This window comes from Pseudomonas sp. 05N431, assembly GCF_056397005.1.
Genome location: NZ_JBFTMN010000005.1, coordinates 378,945 through 397,363, shown reverse-complemented (window position 1 = coordinate 397,363; position 18,419 = coordinate 378,945). Strand labels below are relative to the sequence as shown.

Below are 18,419 nucleotides of genomic sequence, written 5' to 3'. Positions count from 1 at the left end.
GGTTTCGCCTGACGGCGACTCACTTTTTTTACAAGCGCCTAAAAAAAGTAAGCAAAAAAACGCTCGCCCCAAGCGTACGGCACCTCGCCTAGGCTCGGCGTCCCCTCACTCCGGTGTCCATCAGGGGGCATCGCCTACGGTCTGCTTCGCGACGACCTCCTCTCGATGTGTCCGGCTGCGCCGTACGGCGCTGCGCGCCMRCCCCCTGATGAACACCTCCACTCGGCCTTCCGAAGGGGCGGGTGGATCAAGGTCAACAGCGGCAGGCGAGCTAACGCTCGGCCTGTTGAGTGGTTGGTTGGGGGCGGCTTGTATATTTTTTGAGCTGTGATAGTGTCCGGATACGCCTCAACTCATCGAGGCCCGTGAAAACCCCGCCTATTTCTGGCGGGGTTTTGCTTTTGTCGTGCAGAAAAAAGGAGTCTGCCTTAATCATGACCGCACCTTCCATCATCCTTACCCGTCTGGACGTGCAACGTCTGGAGCGTTTGATCGACAGCCTGGATGACTCGCTGCCAGGTGTTATCGCGCTGCAAACCGAACTGGATCGCGCCGATACGCTGGTCGGTCACGATGAAGTGCCTGCCGACGTCGTGACCATGAACTCGCGTGTGCATTGCCGTGAAGAAAGCAGCGGCAAGGACTATCACCTGACCCTGGTTTATCCACAGGACGCCAATGCCGATGAAGGCCGGATTTCCATTCTGGCGCCGGTAGGCAGCGCGTTGCTCGGTTTGAAGGTTGGCCAGCATATCGACTGGCCGGCACCGGGTGGCAAGACCTTGAAGCTGACCCTGCTTGAGGTTGAGTCGCAGCCCAAGAATGGCGGCGACTGCACGTTCTGACACACCTCAGGCCTGTTCGAGCGCCTTGTTCAATGCGCGCTCCAGGTCTGCCTTGTAGCGCAGGTAAAGATTGCTGGAACTCTGACCATCACCGAGCAGGCCGGACAGGTCCAGGTCGGTGATGTAGCAGCGATAGTGTTGCGCCTCGCGACGCTGCCCGACGATCTCCTGCGCGACCATGGCAAATAGCTGGTCGCCGTGCTCTAGCTCGGAAAACTCTCGCTGATTGCAATACAGGGTGACCTGGCCTTGCCCCGGTACGGCTTTGCCGACGATCGCCTGGACGTCGTAGAACGGCTTGTTCACCGGAGTCTGCGGCGCGGGCCGTGGCTCGACCCGGCGTGCCCGGTTGGTGCCCGATGGCAGCAGTTGGTAGTACAGGGTCTCCAGGGCTGCCACCGGTTGGGTGGGGTCCATCGGCAACAGCGCGTCACGGCGATACAGGATCGATTGCAGGAAACGTTGCAGTGGTACCAACAGGCTTTGCTCATCGTGATACGGCTGGCGCTGTTGCCACAGGGCATTGAATTCATCCAGCACGTACAACTCGGCGTGGGCATCGTTGATGCGGTAAAACACCTGAATGCAGTCGGGCTGGCCCATCGGCAGGATCAGCGCCAGGTCGTGATCTGCCAGCGCCATCGGGTCCAGTTGCAGCGGGCTGTAACGGGTCAGGTCCTGGTTCAGGTAATCGAGCAGTGCCGGCAGGCTGGCCAGCGCGACATGATTGACCTGGCCGGGCACCAGCTCCAGTACGTGGTAATGCTGCTGGACCTGAATCAGGTAGCGATGATTGAGATTGCTGAGCAGCAGGTTCTGCGCGGTATCGAGAACTTCTTCGACACGCTGGGCGATGAACTGTGCACGGTTATGGCAGAAGCAGCGCACGCGCAATCGGGGTTGCTGGGGCCCGCCCGGCAGGTTGTTGAGGTAGTCGCGCAGGCAATCGAGCAGAGCGTGGGCGCCGTCGTAGCGGCTGACCAGCACTTCGTTCCAGCTGTTGAGCGTGACCTGGTCAAGGGTCAGCACCAGATTTTCGCGTACCCCGGCATAGCTCAGCGAGTCTGTGCGCTCGGTGGTCATCAGAATGTTCAGGTCGCGGTGGTGCTTGAGCGGGTCGACGCCCACGTTCACCAGAATCAGCACCTCACTCGGCACGCTGGCATGCAGCAGTTGTTCTTCGCTGACGCTGGTCAGGGGCAGCGCGATGGTCTGTTGCAGGCTGCCCAGCAGGTTGAACAGCTCGAACTCGCTCAGGTCGCTGCTGCCGGGGTGCAAGGCCAGGCGCGTGCTGCTGTCGATCACGCCGTTGCGGTGGCACCAGGTCAGCAGTTCCAGCAGTTCGCGGCTGCGCTTGATCGGCGCGAAATGTTCCCACTCCAGATTGCCCAGGTTGCCGTTGTACAAACCCCAGTGGGTCTGCCCAGGCTCTTTCTTGTTTGCTGACTGGACGAGGGTCAGTGTGTCTTCGGCAAGATCCGGTGCGATCCCGGGGTTGATGAACTCGACCTTGTCGGCCTTGCGTTCGAAGGCGGCATACAGCCTGCGACCCAGTACATTGAGGTCGCGCTTGTTGATCAGGCTGACGCTCTGTTCGGTGCGGGCGAACTGGGTCAGGAAGCGGTAGCTGTAGTTGAGTTCATTCACCAGGGCCCGGCGTTCGGCGCTGACCTGACGGACCTTCCATTGGCTGCGGCTGTCGAGCATTGCCAATTGCCGCTGATCCCAGCCCCATTCTTCAGCCAGCCGCTCCAGCAGCAGGCGCTGCCAGCTTTTGCTGCGCTGGCCACTGTTGCCGGTCAGCTTACGATTGACCTTGAGGTACAAGGCGCGTCGAACCAGCTCCAACCGTTCCGGCTCGCCCCGGGCGGTGAGGTATTCCTCAATGCGCCGGTAGACCACAATGTACGGGTCGAGCTCATCCAGATCGAGACGGTTGGCGAACACGGCTTGCTTGAAACGCAGGCTCAGGCATTTGACGTTCGGGTGTTCGCTGGCATAGACCTCGGTCAGCAGCAGTTTGAGCACCGATTTGTAGGGTGACTCGATACCTTTGAACAACTGCCAGAGCCCGGCCCCGATGAATTCGCCGGGCGGAATATGCGCCAGGTGACCGAGATCGAGGGTTTCGTCGGCGCGGATAAAGCGTTTGGACAGCAATGTATGGGTGTACTGGTCGTAGCCGGCCTCTTCGTACACCGGCACCAGCCACCAGATCGGCGTGCGCCCCGCGAGCCAGATGGCGGTGCGATAGAACTCATCGAGCAGCAAGTAATGCTGGGTCGTGCCACAGTCGTCGGAGCTCAATTGGGTGTCGCGGTCGCCGCGGACGAAACGTTGCGGGTCGATCAGAAAGAAATGCGCCTCGGCGCCCTGGCTGGCGGCCCAGGTTTCGAGCAATTGGCATTTTTTACGCAGTTCGGCGAGTTCGCTTTCACTCAGGTCCGGGGCGTGGCAAACCCACACGTCCATGTCGCTTTGATCGGCCTGGGCGAGCGTGCCGAGGCTGCCCATGAGGAACAAACCCTGAATCGGCCGCGGCGGATTGCCGTGGCGGGGCTTGTAGGAGAAGGAGCGGGTCAGGCGTTGCGCTTCGGTGAGCGCCGTGGCGTCAGGTTCGAAATTCGACAGCCCGGCCGGTGTGCTCCCTGAGACGTAACCTGGCAGCAGCGGGTGATTGACGTGGAAGAACAGCGGCAGCAGGGTCAAAACCCCTTGCTGGCGGGGTGACAACCCTTCCATGGCGCGGGCCAGCCGGCCGTCATTGAGCTTCAGAAAGCGCGCACGCAACTGGCTCAGAACCTTGCGATCGATTCCTTCGTCCAGATCAGGGCGGATTTCATGGGTGCGGGTCATGTCAGCTCAAACCGGCTCGCAGTGCTCGAACGTGGGAAGGTCTCAGGGCGATGGGCAGTTTACAGCCTGATGCTCAGGACTTTTAAGCTGAATTTTGGTTTCTGGCGTCAAATTTCTATCGACGGGCGACAGTCTGCCCGCGGAAATCCCGTAACAGGGGTTCCCGTGGGCGATACGGCAGCGATTATGCGGTTTCTTGGACAGACAGAATGGTCAGAACGGTCTGAATATTCTGTGCGGCATCACGGCCCAGGCTGGTCAGATAACCGCCATCGGGCTGGGTGATCAACTCTTTGTCGAACAGGCGTTGTGCGGCGGCAATGGCTTTCGGGGCAGCGGTCTGATGAATTTTCAAACCTTCCTGGGAACTGTCCAGGTTGAAGAGTGCAAGGATTTCCAGTTCGGCAACCAGCTCAGGGGTAAGCGACATAAGGACTCCAGACTTTCTAGGAATTAGACGATAGCGCCCCTAAGGTGAACGCACTCGGGCGAGCTGTCCAGTGTTGGCTTAGAGCTTTTCGTTGCAGGCAGTTGAACGTGCTGGCAGGCGCAGCTCCCTCGCCACAATGAGAGCCGTGCCCGCGCGATAGGCGTTTATTTCTTTTCTGGCGGCAACTCTGGCAATGCGCGCAGTGCGGCTTCATACCATTCGGTATTGAACGCGCGGTCTTCTTCGAGGAGTGCGTCGATTTCAACGGCCAGAACGTGGGCCATCAGGTTCAGAATTTCTTCACGCTCGTAACCGACCAGGGTCAGTTTGTTGAACGTCGCCTTGGCTGCTGGCGGGTTGTCGCTTTCGATCTGGTTTTCGATGGCTTCGATCAGGGTGGTTTCGGCGAATTCTTCTTCGTCGTTGTCGATATCGCTAGGCTCGCTCATGGCAGGCTCCAAAAGGAAAGGTCGCCAGTTTACCTGCATTCAGCCATGTGATGCTGCTGGCGAGAGCTGCCTCGACGTTCTATAACAGTGGCTGCCAACCCCCCTGCACGGCCTGGAGGCTATGTGATGCTCAAGCTTTATGGATTTTCCGTCAGCAACTACTACAACATGGTCAAACATGCGTTGCTGGAGAAGGGCCTGCCCTTTGAGGAAGTAGCGTTTTATGCCAGTCAAAGCCCAGAGGCGCTGGCCATCAGCCCGCGTGGCAAGGTTCCGGTGTTGGGTGTCGAACAAGGGTACGTCAACGAGACCAGTGTGATTCTTCAGTACCTCGAAGACACGCAATCGGGTCCTGCGCTGCTGCCTAAAACACCGTTCGAGCGAGCCCAGGTTCTGGCGCTGGCCAAGGAAATCGAGCTGTACATCGAACTGCCGGCTCGCGCCTGTTTCCCTGAGGCCTTTTTCGGCATGACGGTGCCGGAAGCGATCAAGGAAAAAGCCAAGGCCGAGCTGCTGCTGGGATTTGCGGCGCTGGGACGTCACGGCAAGTTTGCGCCATATGTCGCGGGCTCAACTTTGAGCGTGGCGGATCTGTACTTCCTGTACAGCGTCAGCATCGCCTGCTCAGTCGGCAAAAAGCTCTTCGATCTGGATTTGTTGGCCGAGTTGCCAGCCGCCAAGGCATTGCTTGAGCGATTGGAGCAGACACCGCATGCCAAGCGCATTGCGGCAGACAAGGAAGCGGCGATGCCAGGGTTTTTGGCGATGATCGCTTCCAGGAAGTAAGTCTTGTGGTGATCTGAAGTCAGTCATCGCGAGCAAGCTCGCTCCCACAAGGATCACGCTGAACCTGTGGGAGCGAGCTTGCTCGCGATGCTTTTAGCGATTTAGCGATTTAGCGGCTGGCGAGCAGCGCCTGACCGCGAACCACAGCGGCCTTCACCTGCGCCGGCGCGGTGCCGCCGATGTGGTTACGGGCATTCACCGAGCCTTCCAGGGTCAGGACGGCAAACACGTCCTGTTCGATCTGGTCACTGAACTTGCGCAGTTCTTCCAGGCTCATCTCTGCCAGATCCTTGCCGGTTTCCACGCCGTACTTCACCGCGTGACCGACGATTTCGTGACAGTCACGGAACGGCAGGCCGCGGCGCACCAGATAATCCGCCAGGTCGGTGGCCGTAGAGAAGCCGCGCAGCGCCGCTTCACGCATGATGGCGTGCTTTGGCTTGATCGCCGGGATCATGTCGGCAAAGGCCCGCAGCGAGTCGCGCAAGGTGTCGGCGGCGTCGAACAGCGGCTCTTTATCTTCCTGGTTGTCCTTGTTGTAGGCCAATGGCTGGCCTTTCATCAACGTCAGCAGGCCCATCAGCGCGCCGAACACCCGGCCGCTTTTACCGCGCACCAGTTCCGGGACGTCGGGGTTTTTCTTTTGCGGCATGATCGAGCTGCCGGTGCAGAAACGATCAGGCAGATCGATGAACTGGAATTGCGCGCTGGTCCACAGCACCAGCTCTTCGGAGAAGCGCGACAGGTGCATCATCGCGATGCTCGCAGCCGAGCAGAACTCGATGGCGAAGTCGCGATCCGAAACGTTGTCCAGCGAGTTGCCGCCAACGGCGTCGAAGCCCAGCAATTGGGCGGTCAGCTCGCGGTCGATCGGGTAGGTGGTGCCGGCCAGTGCGGCACTGCCGAGCGGCATGCGGTTGGTGCGCTTGCGGCAATCGACCAGACGCTCGTAGTCGCGGCTGAGCATTTCGAACCAGGCCAGCATGTGATGACCGAAGGTCACGGGCTGTGCGGTTTGCAGGTGGGTGAAGCCGGGCATGATGGTGCCGGATTCGCGCTCTGCCTGTTCCAGCAGGCCTTTTTGCAGGCGGGTGATTTCACCCAGGATCAGATCGATCTCGTCACGCAGCCACAGGCGGATATCGGTCGCCACCTGGTCGTTGCGGCTGCGGCCGGTGTGCAGCTTTTTGCCGGTGACACCGATGCGGTCGGTCAGGCGCGCCTCGATGTTCATGTGCACGTCTTCAAGGTCGATGCGCCAGTCGAAGGTGCCGGCCTCGATTTCGCCCTGGATGGTCTTCAGGCCGTCGATGATGCTGTCGCGCTCGGCATCGGTCAGCACGCCGACCTTGGCCAGCATCGTGGCGTGGGCGACGGAGCCCATGATGTCGTGACGATAGAGGCGCTGGTCGAAAGTGACAGAGGCGGTGAAGCGGGCGACGAAGGCGTCGACGGGTTCACTGAAGCGGCCGCCCCAGGACTGATTGGTCTTGTCAGTGCTCATGAATTCGCTCGTGATCGGCTGAAGGAAATTGGCGTTAAAACCTGCGGTGGATAATAACAGGGTTGCCAATCCTGTCGGTGACACTGGTCGCTACGTTTTTTTCTTATTTGACCGACCATACTCAATTGAGTCGCTGCCGCGTTTACGCAACGATATTTGTCAAATGAGCACTGTCGTCGCGGCAAGCGTCTACAGTTGGACGTGAGGGTCAGCGCATTTGTCGATCATGTGCCGAGCCTCATCGAAGCGTGCAACGTCAGTGCCGAAGCCGACTATAAGAGAAGAGGGGTGTTCATATTGTGTAGCAACAATCCCTACGGTGACGCCACGTCGCGGCTGGCTTCGAATGGAACTGCGCAGGCACCGATAAATATTGCAACCCGACGTACGGCACTTTTTGGCGCTCGCGCTAGTCTTAGCGTGGATCGCGGTGACGGATGTCACTTCACCTGTCTACGCTATCCTTGTGCGAGACTCACGCAGGAATCCAGCGCAATATGAATGTCCTGATCGTTGATGACGAACCCCAAGCCCGCGAGCGCCTGAGCCGTATGGTCGGCGAGCTCGAGGGGTACAGTGTCCTGGAGCCCAGCGCCACCAATGGCGATGAGGCATTGACCCTGATCGACAGCCTGAAGCCCGATATCGTGCTGCTCGACATCCGCATGCCTGGCCTCGACGGTTTGCAAGTCGCTGCAAGGTTGTGCGAACGCGAGACGCCACCGGCGGTGGTGTTTTGTACGGCTCAGGATGAATTTGCCGTGGATGCCCTGCAAGGCGCGGTGGGCTACCTGGTCAAGCCGGTGCGTTCGGAGCAGTTGCTCGACGCCCTGAAAAAAGCCGAGCGCCCCAACCGCGTCCAGCTTGCGGCGCTGACTCGGCCGGCGGCAGAAAGCGGCAGCGGCCCACGCAGCCATATCAGTGCGCGAACCCGTAAAGGCATCGAGCTGATTCCGTTGGCTCAAGTGGTCTATTTCATCGCCGACCACAAATACGTGACCTTGCGCCACGAAAGTGGCGAGGTTCTGCTGGACGAGCCGTTGAAAGCCCTCGAAGACGAATTTGGCGACCGGTTCGTACGCATCCACCGTAATGCACTGGTAGCCCGTGAGCGTATCGAACGCTTGCAGCGCACGCCGCTCGGGCATTTCCAGCTGTTTCTCAAAGGTCTCAACGGTGATGCACTGATTGTCAGCCGACGCCATGTCGCGGGTGTGCGCAAGATGATGCAACAGCTTTAGCCCGCCGTTCGCGCACGGATTTCACTCTCCTTTACCAGACAGGTGAGGCCAGGGAGGCTGCGCTGTTTCTGATACAAGTCAAAGCGGATTTGCCTGAGCTGTTATTATCCGCTGTATCTATTCAGTACGGATTGATCCATGTCCCCTCGCGAAATCCGCATCGCTACCCGCAAAAGTGCCTTGGCCTTGTGGCAGGCCGAATACGTCAAAGCTCGTCTGGAGCAAGCCCACCCGGGTCTGGTCGTGACGCTGGTGCCTATGGTCAGTCGCGGCGACAAGCTGCTCGATTCGCCGCTGTCGAAAATCGGCGGCAAGGGCCTGTTCGTCAAAGAGCTGGAAACCGCGCTGCTTGAAAATGAAGCCGACATTGCTGTGCACTCGATGAAAGACGTGCCGATGGACTTCCCCGAAGGCCTCGGTCTGTTTTGCATCTGCGAACGCGAAGACCCGCGTGACGCCTTTGTTTCCAACACCTATGCAAGCCTCGACGAGTTGCCTCAAGGCAGCGTGGTCGGCACCTCCAGCCTGCGTCGCCAGGCACAACTGCTGACCCGTCGCCCGGACCTGCAAATCCGCTTTCTGCGCGGCAACGTCAACACTCGGCTGGCCAAGCTCGACGCCGGTGAGTACGACGCAATCATCCTTGCGGCAGCCGGTTTGATTCGCCTGGGCTTTGAAGATCGCATCAGTTCGTCGATCAGTGTCGATGACAGTCTTCCAGCAGGGGGCCAGGGTGCAGTCGGTATCGAATGCCGCAGCGCCGACACTGACATTCATGCCCTGCTTGCCCCTCTGCATCACCAGGATACCGCCACGCGGGTCACCGCCGAACGTGCGCTGAACAAGCATTTGAACGGCGGCTGTCAGGTGCCGATCGCGTGCTATGCGGTGCTTGAAGGCGAGCAGATCTGGCTACGCGGCCTGGTGGGAGATCCGAAGGGGGGGCTGCTGCTCCGTGCCGAGGGTCGTGCGCCACGCAGCGATGCCGAAGCCTTGGGTGTGCAAGTTGCCGAAGACCTTCTTGGCCAGGGTGCCAACGACATTTTGAAGTCGGTCTATGGCGAGGCAGGTCACGAGTGACGGGGTGGCGCCTGCTGTTGACGCGTCCCGCGGATGATTCGGCGATGCTGACCGATATTCTTGCCGAAAAGGGGATTTTCAGCAGCAGCTTGCCGCTTTTGGAAATAGAGCCGATTCCAGTCTCTGAGACAATGCGCGCGGTGATTCAGGGTATGGATCGCTATTGCGCGGTCATCGTGGTCAGCAAACCGGCCGCCCGAATCGGTGTGGATCTGGTTGATCGGTACTGCTCGCAATCTCTGAGCTTGAAATGGTTCAGCGTGGGTGCGGCGACTGCGCAGATCCTCCAGGATCATGGGTTGGACGTCAGCTTCCCGGTGGAGGGCGATGACAGCGAAGCATTGCTTGAATTGACGCCGTTGCGCGAGGCTATCGCCCGACCCGATGCCCGTGTGTTGATCATGCGCGGTGAGGGTGGACGTGAACTGCTCGCAGAGCGTTTACGTGAGCAAGGTGCTAGTGTCGATTATCTGGAGTTGTACCGTCGCGGCTTGCCGCGGTATGCCGAGGGGGCATTGTCTGAGCGGATTCAAGCGGAACGCTTGAACGGCGTAGTGGTCAGCAGTGGGCAGGGATTTGAGCACCTGCGCCAATTGGCGGGCAGTGCCTGGCCTGAGTTGTCGCGGTTGCCTTTGTTTGTTCCAAGCCCTCGGGTAGCCGTGATGGCGCTGGCCGCCGGCGCCCAAACAGTTGTGGATTGTCGTGGCGCCAGTGCCGCGGCTTTGCTAACGGCGTTGCGGGAAACCCGGCCCGTTCTCTAATGCAAAGGATGGATACGTGAGCGAAACAGCCTTGCCAAAAGATAACGTCCAGCCAGCGCTCGATGCGTCGGTTGAAACTGTAAAGAGCCCTGAGCCGCGTCGTGGCAACGGGCTGGTGATCCTGGCAATGTTGCTGGGTGCTGCGGGGGTTGCCGCGGGTGGTTGGGGGATCTGGCAGGTGCGCAGCCTGCAAGCCAATAATCAGCAACAGCTGGGGCAATTGCAGGCCCTGAACGATCAGGCGCAAAGCCTCAAGCTCAATGAGCAGCGCCTGACGGCACAGCTTGAGCAACTGCCGCCTGCCGATGAACTGGAGGGCCGGCGACGTCTGGTGATCCAGTTGCAGGGCGACCAGCAGCGCTTGAATCAGCGTCTGGAAACGGTTCTGGGTGCCAGCCGCAAGGATTGGCGTTTGGCCGAGGCCGAGCACCTGCTGCGTCTGGCCAGCTTGCGCCTGTCTGCCTTGCAGGACATCAGCAGCGCTCAGGCACTGGTGCAAGGTGCGGATGAAATCCTTCGCGAGCAGAATGATCCGGGTTCTTTCGCCGCCCGCGAGCAGATTGCAAAAAGTCTTGCTGCGTTGCGCAGTACCGAGCAACCGGATCGTACCGGGTTGTTCCTGCAACTGGGTGCCTTGCGTGATCAGGTGGCCGAGCTCAGCGAACTCGCCCCGGAGTTTCATGAACGCGATTCGCTGTCGGCCCTGACGTCCGATGGCGATGGCGCCAGTCGCTGGGCGCAATGGTGGGACCAGATTTCGCGCTACATTCGCATCGATTTCAATGCCGATAAAAACATTCGTCCGTTGCTCGCCGGGCAAAGCCTGACCCAGGTCCGTCTGGCGCTGAGCCTGGCGCTTGAACAAGCGCAATGGGCTGCGCTCAACGGCCAGGCGCCGGTGTATACCCAGGCGCTGACCGAAGCGCGGGATGTGCTCAAGGGCAGCTTCAATCAGGACAACCCGCAAAGCAAAGTAATGCTTGAACAGGTTGCCGTGTTGAGCAAGCAGCCGGTAACGGTCATCACGCCTGACCTGGCAACCACCCTGAGCACGGTGCAGGCCTACCTGGAGCGGCGTAACGTCAGTGCCGGGGACTCGGTGAAGCCTGCCGCAGGCACTACGCCGGTGACCAGCCCATGAAGCGACTTTATGTGATTGTGTTTTTGCTCATCGCCGCTGCCGGTGGGTTGGGGCTGGCCATCGCCCAGCACTCGGGTTACGTGCTGATCGCCTACAAGACCTTCCGCTACGAATCGAGCCTGTGGGCGACGTTGGTACTGGTGGCGGTGATCTGGCTGGTGCTGTGGGGCATCAAGATGCTGATCGAGTTGGTGGCCACTTCCAGCGGTGTGGTCAATCCATGGTCGAATCGCAACCGCAGTCGTCGCGTACAAGTGGCAATCGAGCACGGTCAGCTGGATCTGGCTGAAGGCCGTTGGGCCAGCGCTCAGCGTCACCTGTATCGCGCCGCTGAAGCCGAACGCCAGCCGCTGCTCTACTACCTGGGTGCTGCACGAGCGGCGAACGAGCAGGGGCACTATGACGAAAGCGACAGCTTGCTGGAGCGTGCGCTGGAGCGCCAACCTCAGGCCGAGTTGGCGATTGCCTTGAGCCACGCGCAGTTGCAGACCGATCGTGGCGATACCGACGGTGCGCTGACAACCCTTCAGGCCATGCACGAGCGTCATCCGCACAGCGTTCAGGTCTTGCGTCAGTTGCAACGTTTGCATCAGCAGCGTGGCGACTGGTCGGCGGTTATTCGCCTGTTACCGGAATTGCGCAAGGACAAGGCGCTGCCGGCCAGCGAGCTGGCGGAACTGGAACGTCGTGCCTGGGGTGAAAATCTCACCCTGGCAGCCCACCGGGAGGAAGACGGTGTGGTCGGATTGCAGGCGCTCAATCGCGCCTGGGAACAGCTGACGTCCGCTCAGCGCCAGGAGCCGCAGTTGGTGCTTGCCTATGCCGAACAGTTGCGGCAACTGGGGGCTGAAGTCGAGGCAGAAGAGGTTTTGCGCGGAGCACTCAAGCGTAAATATGACAGCCATCTGGCGCGGCTGTATGGCTTGCTGCGCGGCAGCGACCCGGCACGGCAACTGCACACGGCCGAGGGTTGGTTGAAGGACCACCCTGGCGACGCAAGCTTGCTGCTGACCCTGGGCCGGCTGTGTTTGCAAAGCAGCCTGTGGGGCAAGGCGCGGGACTATCTGGAAAGCAGCCTGCGGGTTCAGCGCAACCCCGAGGCCTGTGCCGAGCTCGCACGTCTGCTGGCTCAGTTGGGTGACACCGAGCGCAGCAATCAGCTCTTCCAGGAAGGCCTGGTCCTGCTGGACAAGCGCCTGCTGGCCGCGCCGCTGCCGGTGCCTGCGCGCGCATAAGGTGCTGGATGATCGGGTCGCCCTGGCAGGCGACCTGGTCGTTTGAAAATCGCGAAATATCCCTCCGCCACGCGAGTTGTAGGCAGCGTCTTACAATGGACTACATTTAGTCCTGTCTCTTCTGTCGGGAATTCCTTACATCTGTGGCGAAGTCTCGACACGGTGTTGCCTTGAAAGGCCAGAGGGCTTTCCTCTACCGTAACCGCCTGTCTCTTCTGTTACGGATAAGCCATGTCTTTGGCCAGCACACGCTCCTTGTTTTTCATGGCTTTCATCGCAGGTGCCCTGGCCTTGGGCGCCTCGTACTATCTGGAATTCTCAATCGGGCTCAAACCGTGCGGGTTGTGCCTGGTACAGCGGTTTTTTCTCGCCCTGTTCACGACGGTCTGCCTGATTGCCGCGCTGCACGGGCCCAATCGCCTGGGCTGTTTACTCTATTGGCTGCTCAGTCTGTTCAGCAGCCTGGCAGGAATGGTGGTGGCGTGGCGTCAGGTGGTATTGCAAGGCGATCCGGTTCAACACGTGTCGGGGTGCTCTCCGGGCCTGGAAGGGCTGTTCACCCAGATGCCCTGGCAGTGTGTCGTGAAACGGGTATTCAGCGGAACGGCTGACTGCGCGGAAATTACCTGGACGCTGTTCGACCTGAGTATTCCCGAATGGAGTCTGTTGTTTTTTGTCGGAGTGACGACTCTCGGGGCTTACCAGATCGTGCAGCTGGTCTGGTACGCGTATCAGCGACCGCCCAGCGGCGAGTCGTCGCACCGGGGCAGGGCAGGTGATTAAACACTTGTATGAACTTTCTCTCCTGCGTACCTTGAAGCTGTTGGCGTGCGGGCATAATCTGGCCCGCACGTATCATTGGAATTGTTACCCGATGGTGCTCAGCCTGGCCAAATCTTGATCTTCAAGTCTTGCGGCGAGTGCGGGCGGCATTACCCATAAGGGAAGAGAGATCACCATGCTCGAAAGTTGTCAGAATGCTCAGGAACGCTGGGGTGGAGTGCATCTGCTGATCGATCGTTGGTTGCAGGAGCGTCACGAACTGGTTCGGGCCTATGATGCTCTCGGCGCCAAGCCCGAGGCTCTGGGTGAAAACCGCAAGCCGTTGCAGGAGTTCTGTGGTGTCCTGGTCGATTACGTCTCTGCCGGTCACTTCGAAATCTACGAACAACTGACGGGCGAGGCCAAGGCGTTCGGTGATACACGCGGGCTTGAATTGGCTGAAACCATTTACCCGCGCATCGACGTGATCACCGAGAAGCTGCTGGCGTTCAACGATCTCTGCGATGCAGGCAAGTGCGTTGCCGAGAAATTCCAGGAGCTTGGTGGTCTGTTGCACGAGCGCTTCGAACTGGAAGATTGCCTGATCGAAGTACTGCACACGGCCCACAAGGAAGAAACTCCAGAGCAAGCCTGAGTTTCTCCTCGATATAAACGATCTCTGAAACGGTGCGCACTGCGCACCGTTTTTCGTTTGGGCGATTGCTCAGCCCGTCGCGCCGAGCAGTTCGATTTCAAATACCAGAGGCGTGAACGGTGCAATCAGGTCCCCCGCGCCATCGGCACCGTAGGCTTGCGCGGATGGAATCACCAGACGCCATTTCGCACCCACCGGCATCTGTTGCAACGCACTGCGCCAGCCACTGATCACGCTGTCGAGGCTGAACCATTGCGCCTGGCTGTTCTGATCGAACACCGTGCCGTCGGGCAGCTTGCCAATGTAGCGAACCTGCACCTTGCCATTGGGTCCGGCCTTGGCGCCGTTGCCCGCGACCAGTTCGGTCAGCAGGATGCCATCCGCCAGTTCGCGAACCCCGGGTTTTGCCTTCTCGGCCGTCAGGAAACGTTGCTCCTTGTCCAGGGCAACTTCGCTTTGCGGCACGGCGGGCTGCTCGGCCATTTGCGCTTCGTGCTCGGCCAGGATCTGCTCGATTTGCTGATCTTTCAGCGCCAGTGGCTTGCCTTGATAGGCTTGTTGCAAACCTTCCACCAGTGCCTGGATTTGCAGATCGGGTGCCTCCAGGCGCAGACGTTCACCCAGACTGGCACCGAGGCTGTAGGCGAGATCATGGGCGTCAGTTTCCGTGGTTTTTTCTGCGGCTTGAGCCATTGAAAAAAACACGCACAAGGGTAAAAAAAGGTAACGCGACATGGGCACTCTCCAGCCTGGGATGGGGAGGATTATGCCAGTGAGAATGCCGTGACCGGTGAACTGCTTTTAAGTGTGTGCAGAACATTTTCAAATCGCTGCAACGCCCGGCAATCGATACTGTCAACATGCCCTAGCGGCGGTAGCAGCAGAGGTCTAGTATGAGCCGCACTCACGTCAGCCAGGAGGTAAACCATGTCGGCCAATAAGAAGCCTGTAAATACTCCGTTGCACTTACTCCATCAGCTCTCGGGCAGCTTGCTCGAGCATTTGGAAAACGCTTGTTCCCAAGCCTTGGCTGATGCTGAAAAACTGCTCGCCAAACTGGAAAAGCAGCGCGGAAAAGCACAGGAAAAACTGCACAAATCTCGCACCAAATTGCAGGACGCTGCGGCGGCCGGCAAAGCCAAGGCACAAGCCAAGGCCAAAGATGCGGTACAAGAACTTGAAGACCTGCTCGATGCGCTCAAAGAGCGTCAGTCCGAGACGCGCGGCTACATTCTGCAGCTTAAGCGCGATGCCCAGGAAAGCCTGAAACTGGCTCAGGGTATTGGTCGCGTGAAAGAGGCCGTCGGCAAAACGCTGACCCTGCGTTCGGCCAAGCCAGCCGCCGCAGCCGCCGCAGCTGGCGCTGCGAAAAAACCGGCTGCCAAACCGGCAGCTGCCAAAGCACCGGCCAAGGCTCCAGCGAAAGCGGCCGCCAAACCTGCAGCGAAAAAACCAGTCGCTGCCAGTGCTGCTAAACCGGCTGCCAAACCGACCGCTGCCAAACCAGCTGCCGCTAAACCAGCAGCCAAACCAGCAGCCAAACCTGCTGCTAAAACTGCCGCCGCCAAACCTGCAGTAGCGAAAACTGCCGCAGCTAAACCGGCTGCCAAACCAGCTGCAAAAACTGCTGCTGCGAAACCAGCTGCCAAACCGGCAGCAAAAACCGCTGCGGTGAAACCGGCTGCCAAGCCAGCCGCTAAACCGGTTGCTGCAAAACCTGCCGCCAAGCCAGCGGCCAAACCCGCAGCTGCCAAAGCGCCGGTCAAGCCGGCGGCTAAACCAGCTGCTGCCAAACCAGCTGCTACCAAGCCTGCAACGTCTGCTGCCAAACCAGCCGCCAAGCCGGCGGTGAAAAAGCCAGTCGTGGCCAAACCAGCCGCTGCCAAACCAGCCGCCGCAAAACCGGCAACCGCCCCTGCGGCTGCCAAGCCTGCGACGCCCGCACCGGCAGCTTCACCTGCTCCAGCTGCAAGCACGCCAGCCGCTTCGCCTGTACCGGCAGCGGCTGCAAGCACGCCAGCCGCTTCGCCTGTACCGGCAGCGGCTGCAAGCACTACCAACACCCCGACCAGCGCTTCCTAAGTGCCGGTCACCGCGACGCGCAACTGATTCAGCGCATCGCGGTTCAGGTTGGCGGCGCTCGCCGCCAACCCTTCCAGCCACACGGCCAAGTCTTTGGCTTGACCCTGCGGCCACGCTTGCGCCGCATTCTCCAGACGCAACAACAGTTGCCGCTCCGCTTCCAGCTCCAGCGCTTTGACCTGCGTGCGTAACGTGTTCAGTTCCTCGTCGGCGAGGGCTGCGGCCTTCCACTGCGTTCGCAGTTGTCGAAGCGGTTGCACGACTTCCGTATGCCACGGCCCGGCCAGGTGCTGGAGTTGTTGCAGGCGTTGCGCATTGCATCTCACGCCGCGCTGTCCGAGCCAGGCTGCGCACAACAACAGGCAAACGTCGGCGCCGGCTGCTTGCAGTTTCAGGCAGGCGTCTTCAACACCCGGTCGGGTGTAAAGGGTCAGGGAAAAGCTCCACAGGTCAGAGGACATAGTGCTACTCGCGCCAGTTGCGAGCGAAGCTGGTAGACTCCGCCGCCATTATGATTCGACTTCAGAACCTGACTTTACAACGTGGCCCGCAACGTCTGCTAGAAGACGCCGAGCTGACCCTGCACGCCGGTCACAAAGCCGGCCTGATCGGTGCCAACGGCGCCGGCAAATCCAGCCTGTTCGCCTTGTTGCGGGGTGAACTTCACCCGGACTCGGGCGACTGCTTCCTGCCGGCCGATTGGCGTATCGCCCACATGCGTCAGGAGGTCGACACGCTCGAGCGCCTGGCGGTCGACTACGTGCTCGATGGCGACCTGCGCCTGCGTCAGGTCCAGCAGGACCTGGCTGCGGCCGAAGCAGCCCATGACGGTGCCGCACAGGCGCGTCTGCACGCTGAACTCGACAGCGCCGACGGGTACACCGCCGACGCCCGGGCGCGCAAGTTGCTCGCGGGCCTGGGGTTCACCAACGAGCAGATGGATCGTCAGGTCGGAGATTTCTCCGGTGGCTGGCGGATGCGTCTGAACCTGGCGCAGGCGCTGATGTGCCCGTCGGACCTGTTGCTGCTCGATGAGCCGACCAACCACTTGGACCTCGACGCCATTATCTGGCTGGAAGAGTGGCTCAAGAGCTACCCCGGCACCTTGCTGCTGATTTCCCACGACCGCGATTTCCTCGACGCCGTGGTCGATCACGTGGCTCACGTCGACCAGCGCAAGATTACCCTCTATCGCGGTGGCTACTCGGCGTTTGAGCGTGCCCGTGCCGAACGTCTGGCCCAGCAACAACAGGCCTACGAGAAGCAACAGGCGCAACGTGCGCACATGGAAAGCTACATCGCCCGCTTCAAGGCCCAGGCCACCAAGGCCCGTCAGGCCCAGAGCCGGATCAAGGCGCTGGAGCGGATGGAAGAGCTGTCCGCCGCCCACGTCGATTCGCCGTTCGACTTCGTCTTCCGCGAGTCGGTGAAGATTTCCAGCCCGTTGATTGATCTCTCCGACGCCCGTCTGGGTTATGGCGAGCGAGCCGTGCTGGAGAAGGTCAAGCTGCAACTGATTCCTGGCGCACGGATCGGTTTGCTCGGCCCCAACGGTGCCGGTAAATCGACCCTGATCAAAAACCTCGCCGGTGAACTCGAGCCGTTGTCCGGCCGGTTGACCCGTGGCGAAAACACCGTGGTCGGCTACTTTGCCCAGCACCAATTGGACTCGCTGGATTCCAAAGCCAGCCCGCTGCTGCACTTGCAGCGTCTGGCGCCGACCGAGCGCGAGCAGACTCTGCGCGACTTCCTCGGTGGTTTCGATTTCCGCGGTGCACGGATCGACGAGCCGGTGCTGAATTTCTCCGGCGGCGAAAAGGCCCGACTGGCACTGGCGTTGATCGCCTGGGGTCGGCCAAACCTGTTGCTGCTCGACGAACCGACCAACCACCTGGACCTGGAAATGCGCCTGGCGCTGACCATGGCCCTGCAAGAATTCAGTGGCGCAGTGCTGGTGGTTTCCCACGATCGTCATCTGCTTAAAAGCACCACGGATAACTTCTTCCTGGTGGCCGATGGCAAGGTCGAAGAGTTCGACGGCGATCTGGAAGACTACGCCCGTTGGCTGGTCGATTATCGCCAGCGCAATGCACCGGTGAACAACTCGCCGGTCAATCCGGACAAGACCGACAAGAAAGCCCAGCGTCAGGCCGCTGCTGCGTTGCGTCAGCAACTGGCACCGCACAAGCGCGAGGCTGACAAGCTCGAAGCCGAGTTGGGCAAGTTGCACGAGAAGCTGGCGAAGATCGAAACCAGCCTCGGCGACAGCGCCGTCTACGAAGCCGCCCGCAAGGACGAGTTGCGTGATCTGCTGGCCGAACAGGCCAAGCTGAAGGTTCGCGAAGCCGAGCTTGAAGAAACCTGGATGGAAGCGCTGGAACTGCTCGAAAGCATGCAGGCGGAGCTGGAAGCGCTGTCCTGATGGAGGCCAGCCAGCGTTCGGTATGACGCTGGCGCGGCACGAACAGTTGCCGCGCGGCTTCGGAAAATCGGCCAGGCTGCCGCTAACGCTGGTCGGCAGGGCCATTTTTCTGCAAAAAATCGATAGTCATTCGTAGGCCAGCGCATTAGCTTAGACGTTTATAACGAGTC

General features: G+C 60.1%; 17 protein-coding genes and 1 pseudogene. 12 read left to right on the top strand and 6 right to left on the bottom strand.

Going from position 1 to position 18,419, the window contains the following annotated elements; translation table 11 throughout:
• The first annotated feature begins 434 nt into the window (after positions 1-434).
• On the top strand, positions 435-845 hold the full coding sequence (rnk, locus tag AC1DIG_RS12625) for a nucleoside diphosphate kinase regulator (RefSeq protein ID WP_123581052.1): 411 nt from the start codon (positions 435-437) through the stop codon (positions 843-845).
• Positions 846-851: 6 nt separating this feature from the next.
• Here the strand turns inward: rnk and AC1DIG_RS12620 are convergent, their stop codons facing one another.
• The 3 genes from AC1DIG_RS12620 to AC1DIG_RS12610 all read right to left on the bottom strand — a co-directional run bounded on the left by AC1DIG_RS12620 (position 852) and on the right by AC1DIG_RS12610 (position 4,580).
• Positions 852-3,701, bottom strand: coding sequence for a class I adenylate cyclase (locus tag AC1DIG_RS12620; RefSeq protein ID WP_477767574.1), 2,850 nt, complete (start codon positions 3,699-3,701; stop codon positions 852-854).
• Positions 3,702-3,885: 184 nt separating this feature from the next.
• Positions 3,886-4,131 (bottom strand): TIGR02647 family protein, encoded by a 246-nt coding sequence (locus AC1DIG_RS12615; RefSeq protein WP_019694230.1) that lies wholly within the window; start codon positions 4,129-4,131, stop codon positions 3,886-3,888.
• Between the two features lie 164 nt (positions 4,132-4,295).
• Positions 4,296-4,580: a hypothetical protein gene (locus AC1DIG_RS12610; RefSeq protein WP_477767573.1), complete on the bottom strand. Its 285-nt coding sequence runs from the start codon at positions 4,578-4,580 to the stop codon at positions 4,296-4,298.
• A gap of 126 nt (positions 4,581-4,706) precedes the next feature.
• Here AC1DIG_RS12610 and AC1DIG_RS12605 point away from each other — a divergent pair, with 126 nt between their 5' ends.
• Positions 4,707-5,366, top strand: a complete 660-nt coding sequence (locus tag AC1DIG_RS12605; RefSeq protein ID WP_477767572.1) for a glutathione S-transferase family protein — start codon at positions 4,707-4,709, stop codon at positions 5,364-5,366.
• 109 nt (positions 5,367-5,475) lie between these two features.
• Here the strand turns inward: AC1DIG_RS12605 and argH are convergent, their stop codons facing one another.
• Positions 5,476-6,870, bottom strand: coding sequence for an argininosuccinate lyase (gene argH / locus AC1DIG_RS12600; RefSeq protein ID WP_477767571.1), 1,395 nt, complete (start codon positions 6,868-6,870; stop codon positions 5,476-5,478).
• A gap of 255 nt (positions 6,871-7,125) precedes the next feature.
• Here argH and AC1DIG_RS12595 point away from each other — a divergent pair.
• The 8 genes and pseudogenes from AC1DIG_RS12595 to rsd form a co-directional block, all read left to right on the top strand.
• Positions 7,126-7,371 (top strand): annotated as a pseudogene (locus tag AC1DIG_RS12595) (sensor histidine kinase); the annotation flags it as partial.
• Positions 7,368-8,111, top strand: a complete 744-nt coding sequence (locus AC1DIG_RS12590) for a LytR/AlgR family response regulator transcription factor (RefSeq protein WP_477767570.1) — start codon at positions 7,368-7,370, stop codon at positions 8,109-8,111. The pseudogene AC1DIG_RS12595 and the gene AC1DIG_RS12590, both read left to right, overlap by 4 nt.
• Positions 8,112-8,249: 138 nt before the next feature.
• On the top strand, positions 8,250-9,191 hold the full coding sequence (hemC, locus tag AC1DIG_RS12585; protein ID WP_477767569.1) for a hydroxymethylbilane synthase: 942 nt from the start codon (positions 8,250-8,252) through the stop codon (positions 9,189-9,191).
• Complete coding sequence (locus tag AC1DIG_RS12580) at positions 9,188-9,952, top strand: uroporphyrinogen-III synthase (RefSeq protein WP_477767568.1); 765 nt, start codon at positions 9,188-9,190, stop codon at positions 9,950-9,952. The genes hemC and AC1DIG_RS12580 overlap by 4 nt, the downstream gene beginning before the upstream one ends.
• 16 nt (positions 9,953-9,968) lie before the next feature.
• Positions 9,969-11,093: a uroporphyrinogen-III C-methyltransferase gene (locus AC1DIG_RS12575; protein WP_477767567.1), complete on the top strand. Its 1,125-nt coding sequence runs from the start codon at positions 9,969-9,971 to the stop codon at positions 11,091-11,093.
• A complete protein-coding gene (locus AC1DIG_RS12570; protein WP_477767566.1) occupies positions 11,090-12,328 on the top strand; it encodes a heme biosynthesis HemY N-terminal domain-containing protein in 1,239 nt (412 codons plus the stop codon). The genes AC1DIG_RS12575 and AC1DIG_RS12570 overlap by 4 nt, the downstream gene beginning before the upstream one ends.
• Before the next feature lie 231 nt (positions 12,329-12,559).
• Positions 12,560-13,111 carry a disulfide bond formation protein B gene (locus tag AC1DIG_RS12565; RefSeq protein ID WP_477767565.1) on the top strand — a complete coding sequence of 184 codons (552 nt, stop codon included), beginning with the start codon at positions 12,560-12,562 and terminating at the stop codon, positions 13,109-13,111.
• Between the two features lie 175 nt (positions 13,112-13,286).
• Positions 13,287-13,745, top strand: a complete 459-nt coding sequence (gene rsd, locus AC1DIG_RS12560; protein ID WP_145014189.1) for a sigma D regulator — start codon at positions 13,287-13,289, stop codon at positions 13,743-13,745.
• Between the two features lie 69 nt (positions 13,746-13,814).
• Here rsd and AC1DIG_RS12555 read toward each other — a convergent pair whose 3' ends face one another.
• Complete coding sequence (locus tag AC1DIG_RS12555) at positions 13,815-14,480, bottom strand: FKBP-type peptidyl-prolyl cis-trans isomerase (protein WP_477767564.1); 666 nt, start codon at positions 14,478-14,480, stop codon at positions 13,815-13,817.
• Between the two features lie 192 nt (positions 14,481-14,672).
• Between AC1DIG_RS12555 and AC1DIG_RS12550 the strand changes: the two genes are divergently transcribed.
• Positions 14,673-15,827, top strand: coding sequence for an AlgP family protein (locus AC1DIG_RS12550; RefSeq protein WP_477767563.1), 1,155 nt, complete (start codon positions 14,673-14,675; stop codon positions 15,825-15,827).
• Here AC1DIG_RS12550 and AC1DIG_RS12545 read toward each other — a convergent pair.
• Positions 15,824-16,288, bottom strand: coding sequence for a TIGR02444 family protein (locus tag AC1DIG_RS12545; protein ID WP_477767562.1), 465 nt, complete (start codon positions 16,286-16,288; stop codon positions 15,824-15,826). The two genes, AC1DIG_RS12550 and AC1DIG_RS12545, sit on opposite strands and share 4 nt — an antisense overlap.
• A gap of 50 nt (positions 16,289-16,338) precedes the next feature.
• Between AC1DIG_RS12545 and AC1DIG_RS12540 the strand changes: the two genes are divergently transcribed.
• Positions 16,339-18,249 carry an ATP-binding cassette domain-containing protein gene (locus tag AC1DIG_RS12540; RefSeq protein ID WP_477767561.1) on the top strand — a complete coding sequence of 637 codons (1,911 nt, stop codon included), beginning with the start codon at positions 16,339-16,341 and terminating at the stop codon, positions 18,247-18,249.
• The last annotated feature ends 170 nt before the right edge of the window (positions 18,250-18,419 follow it).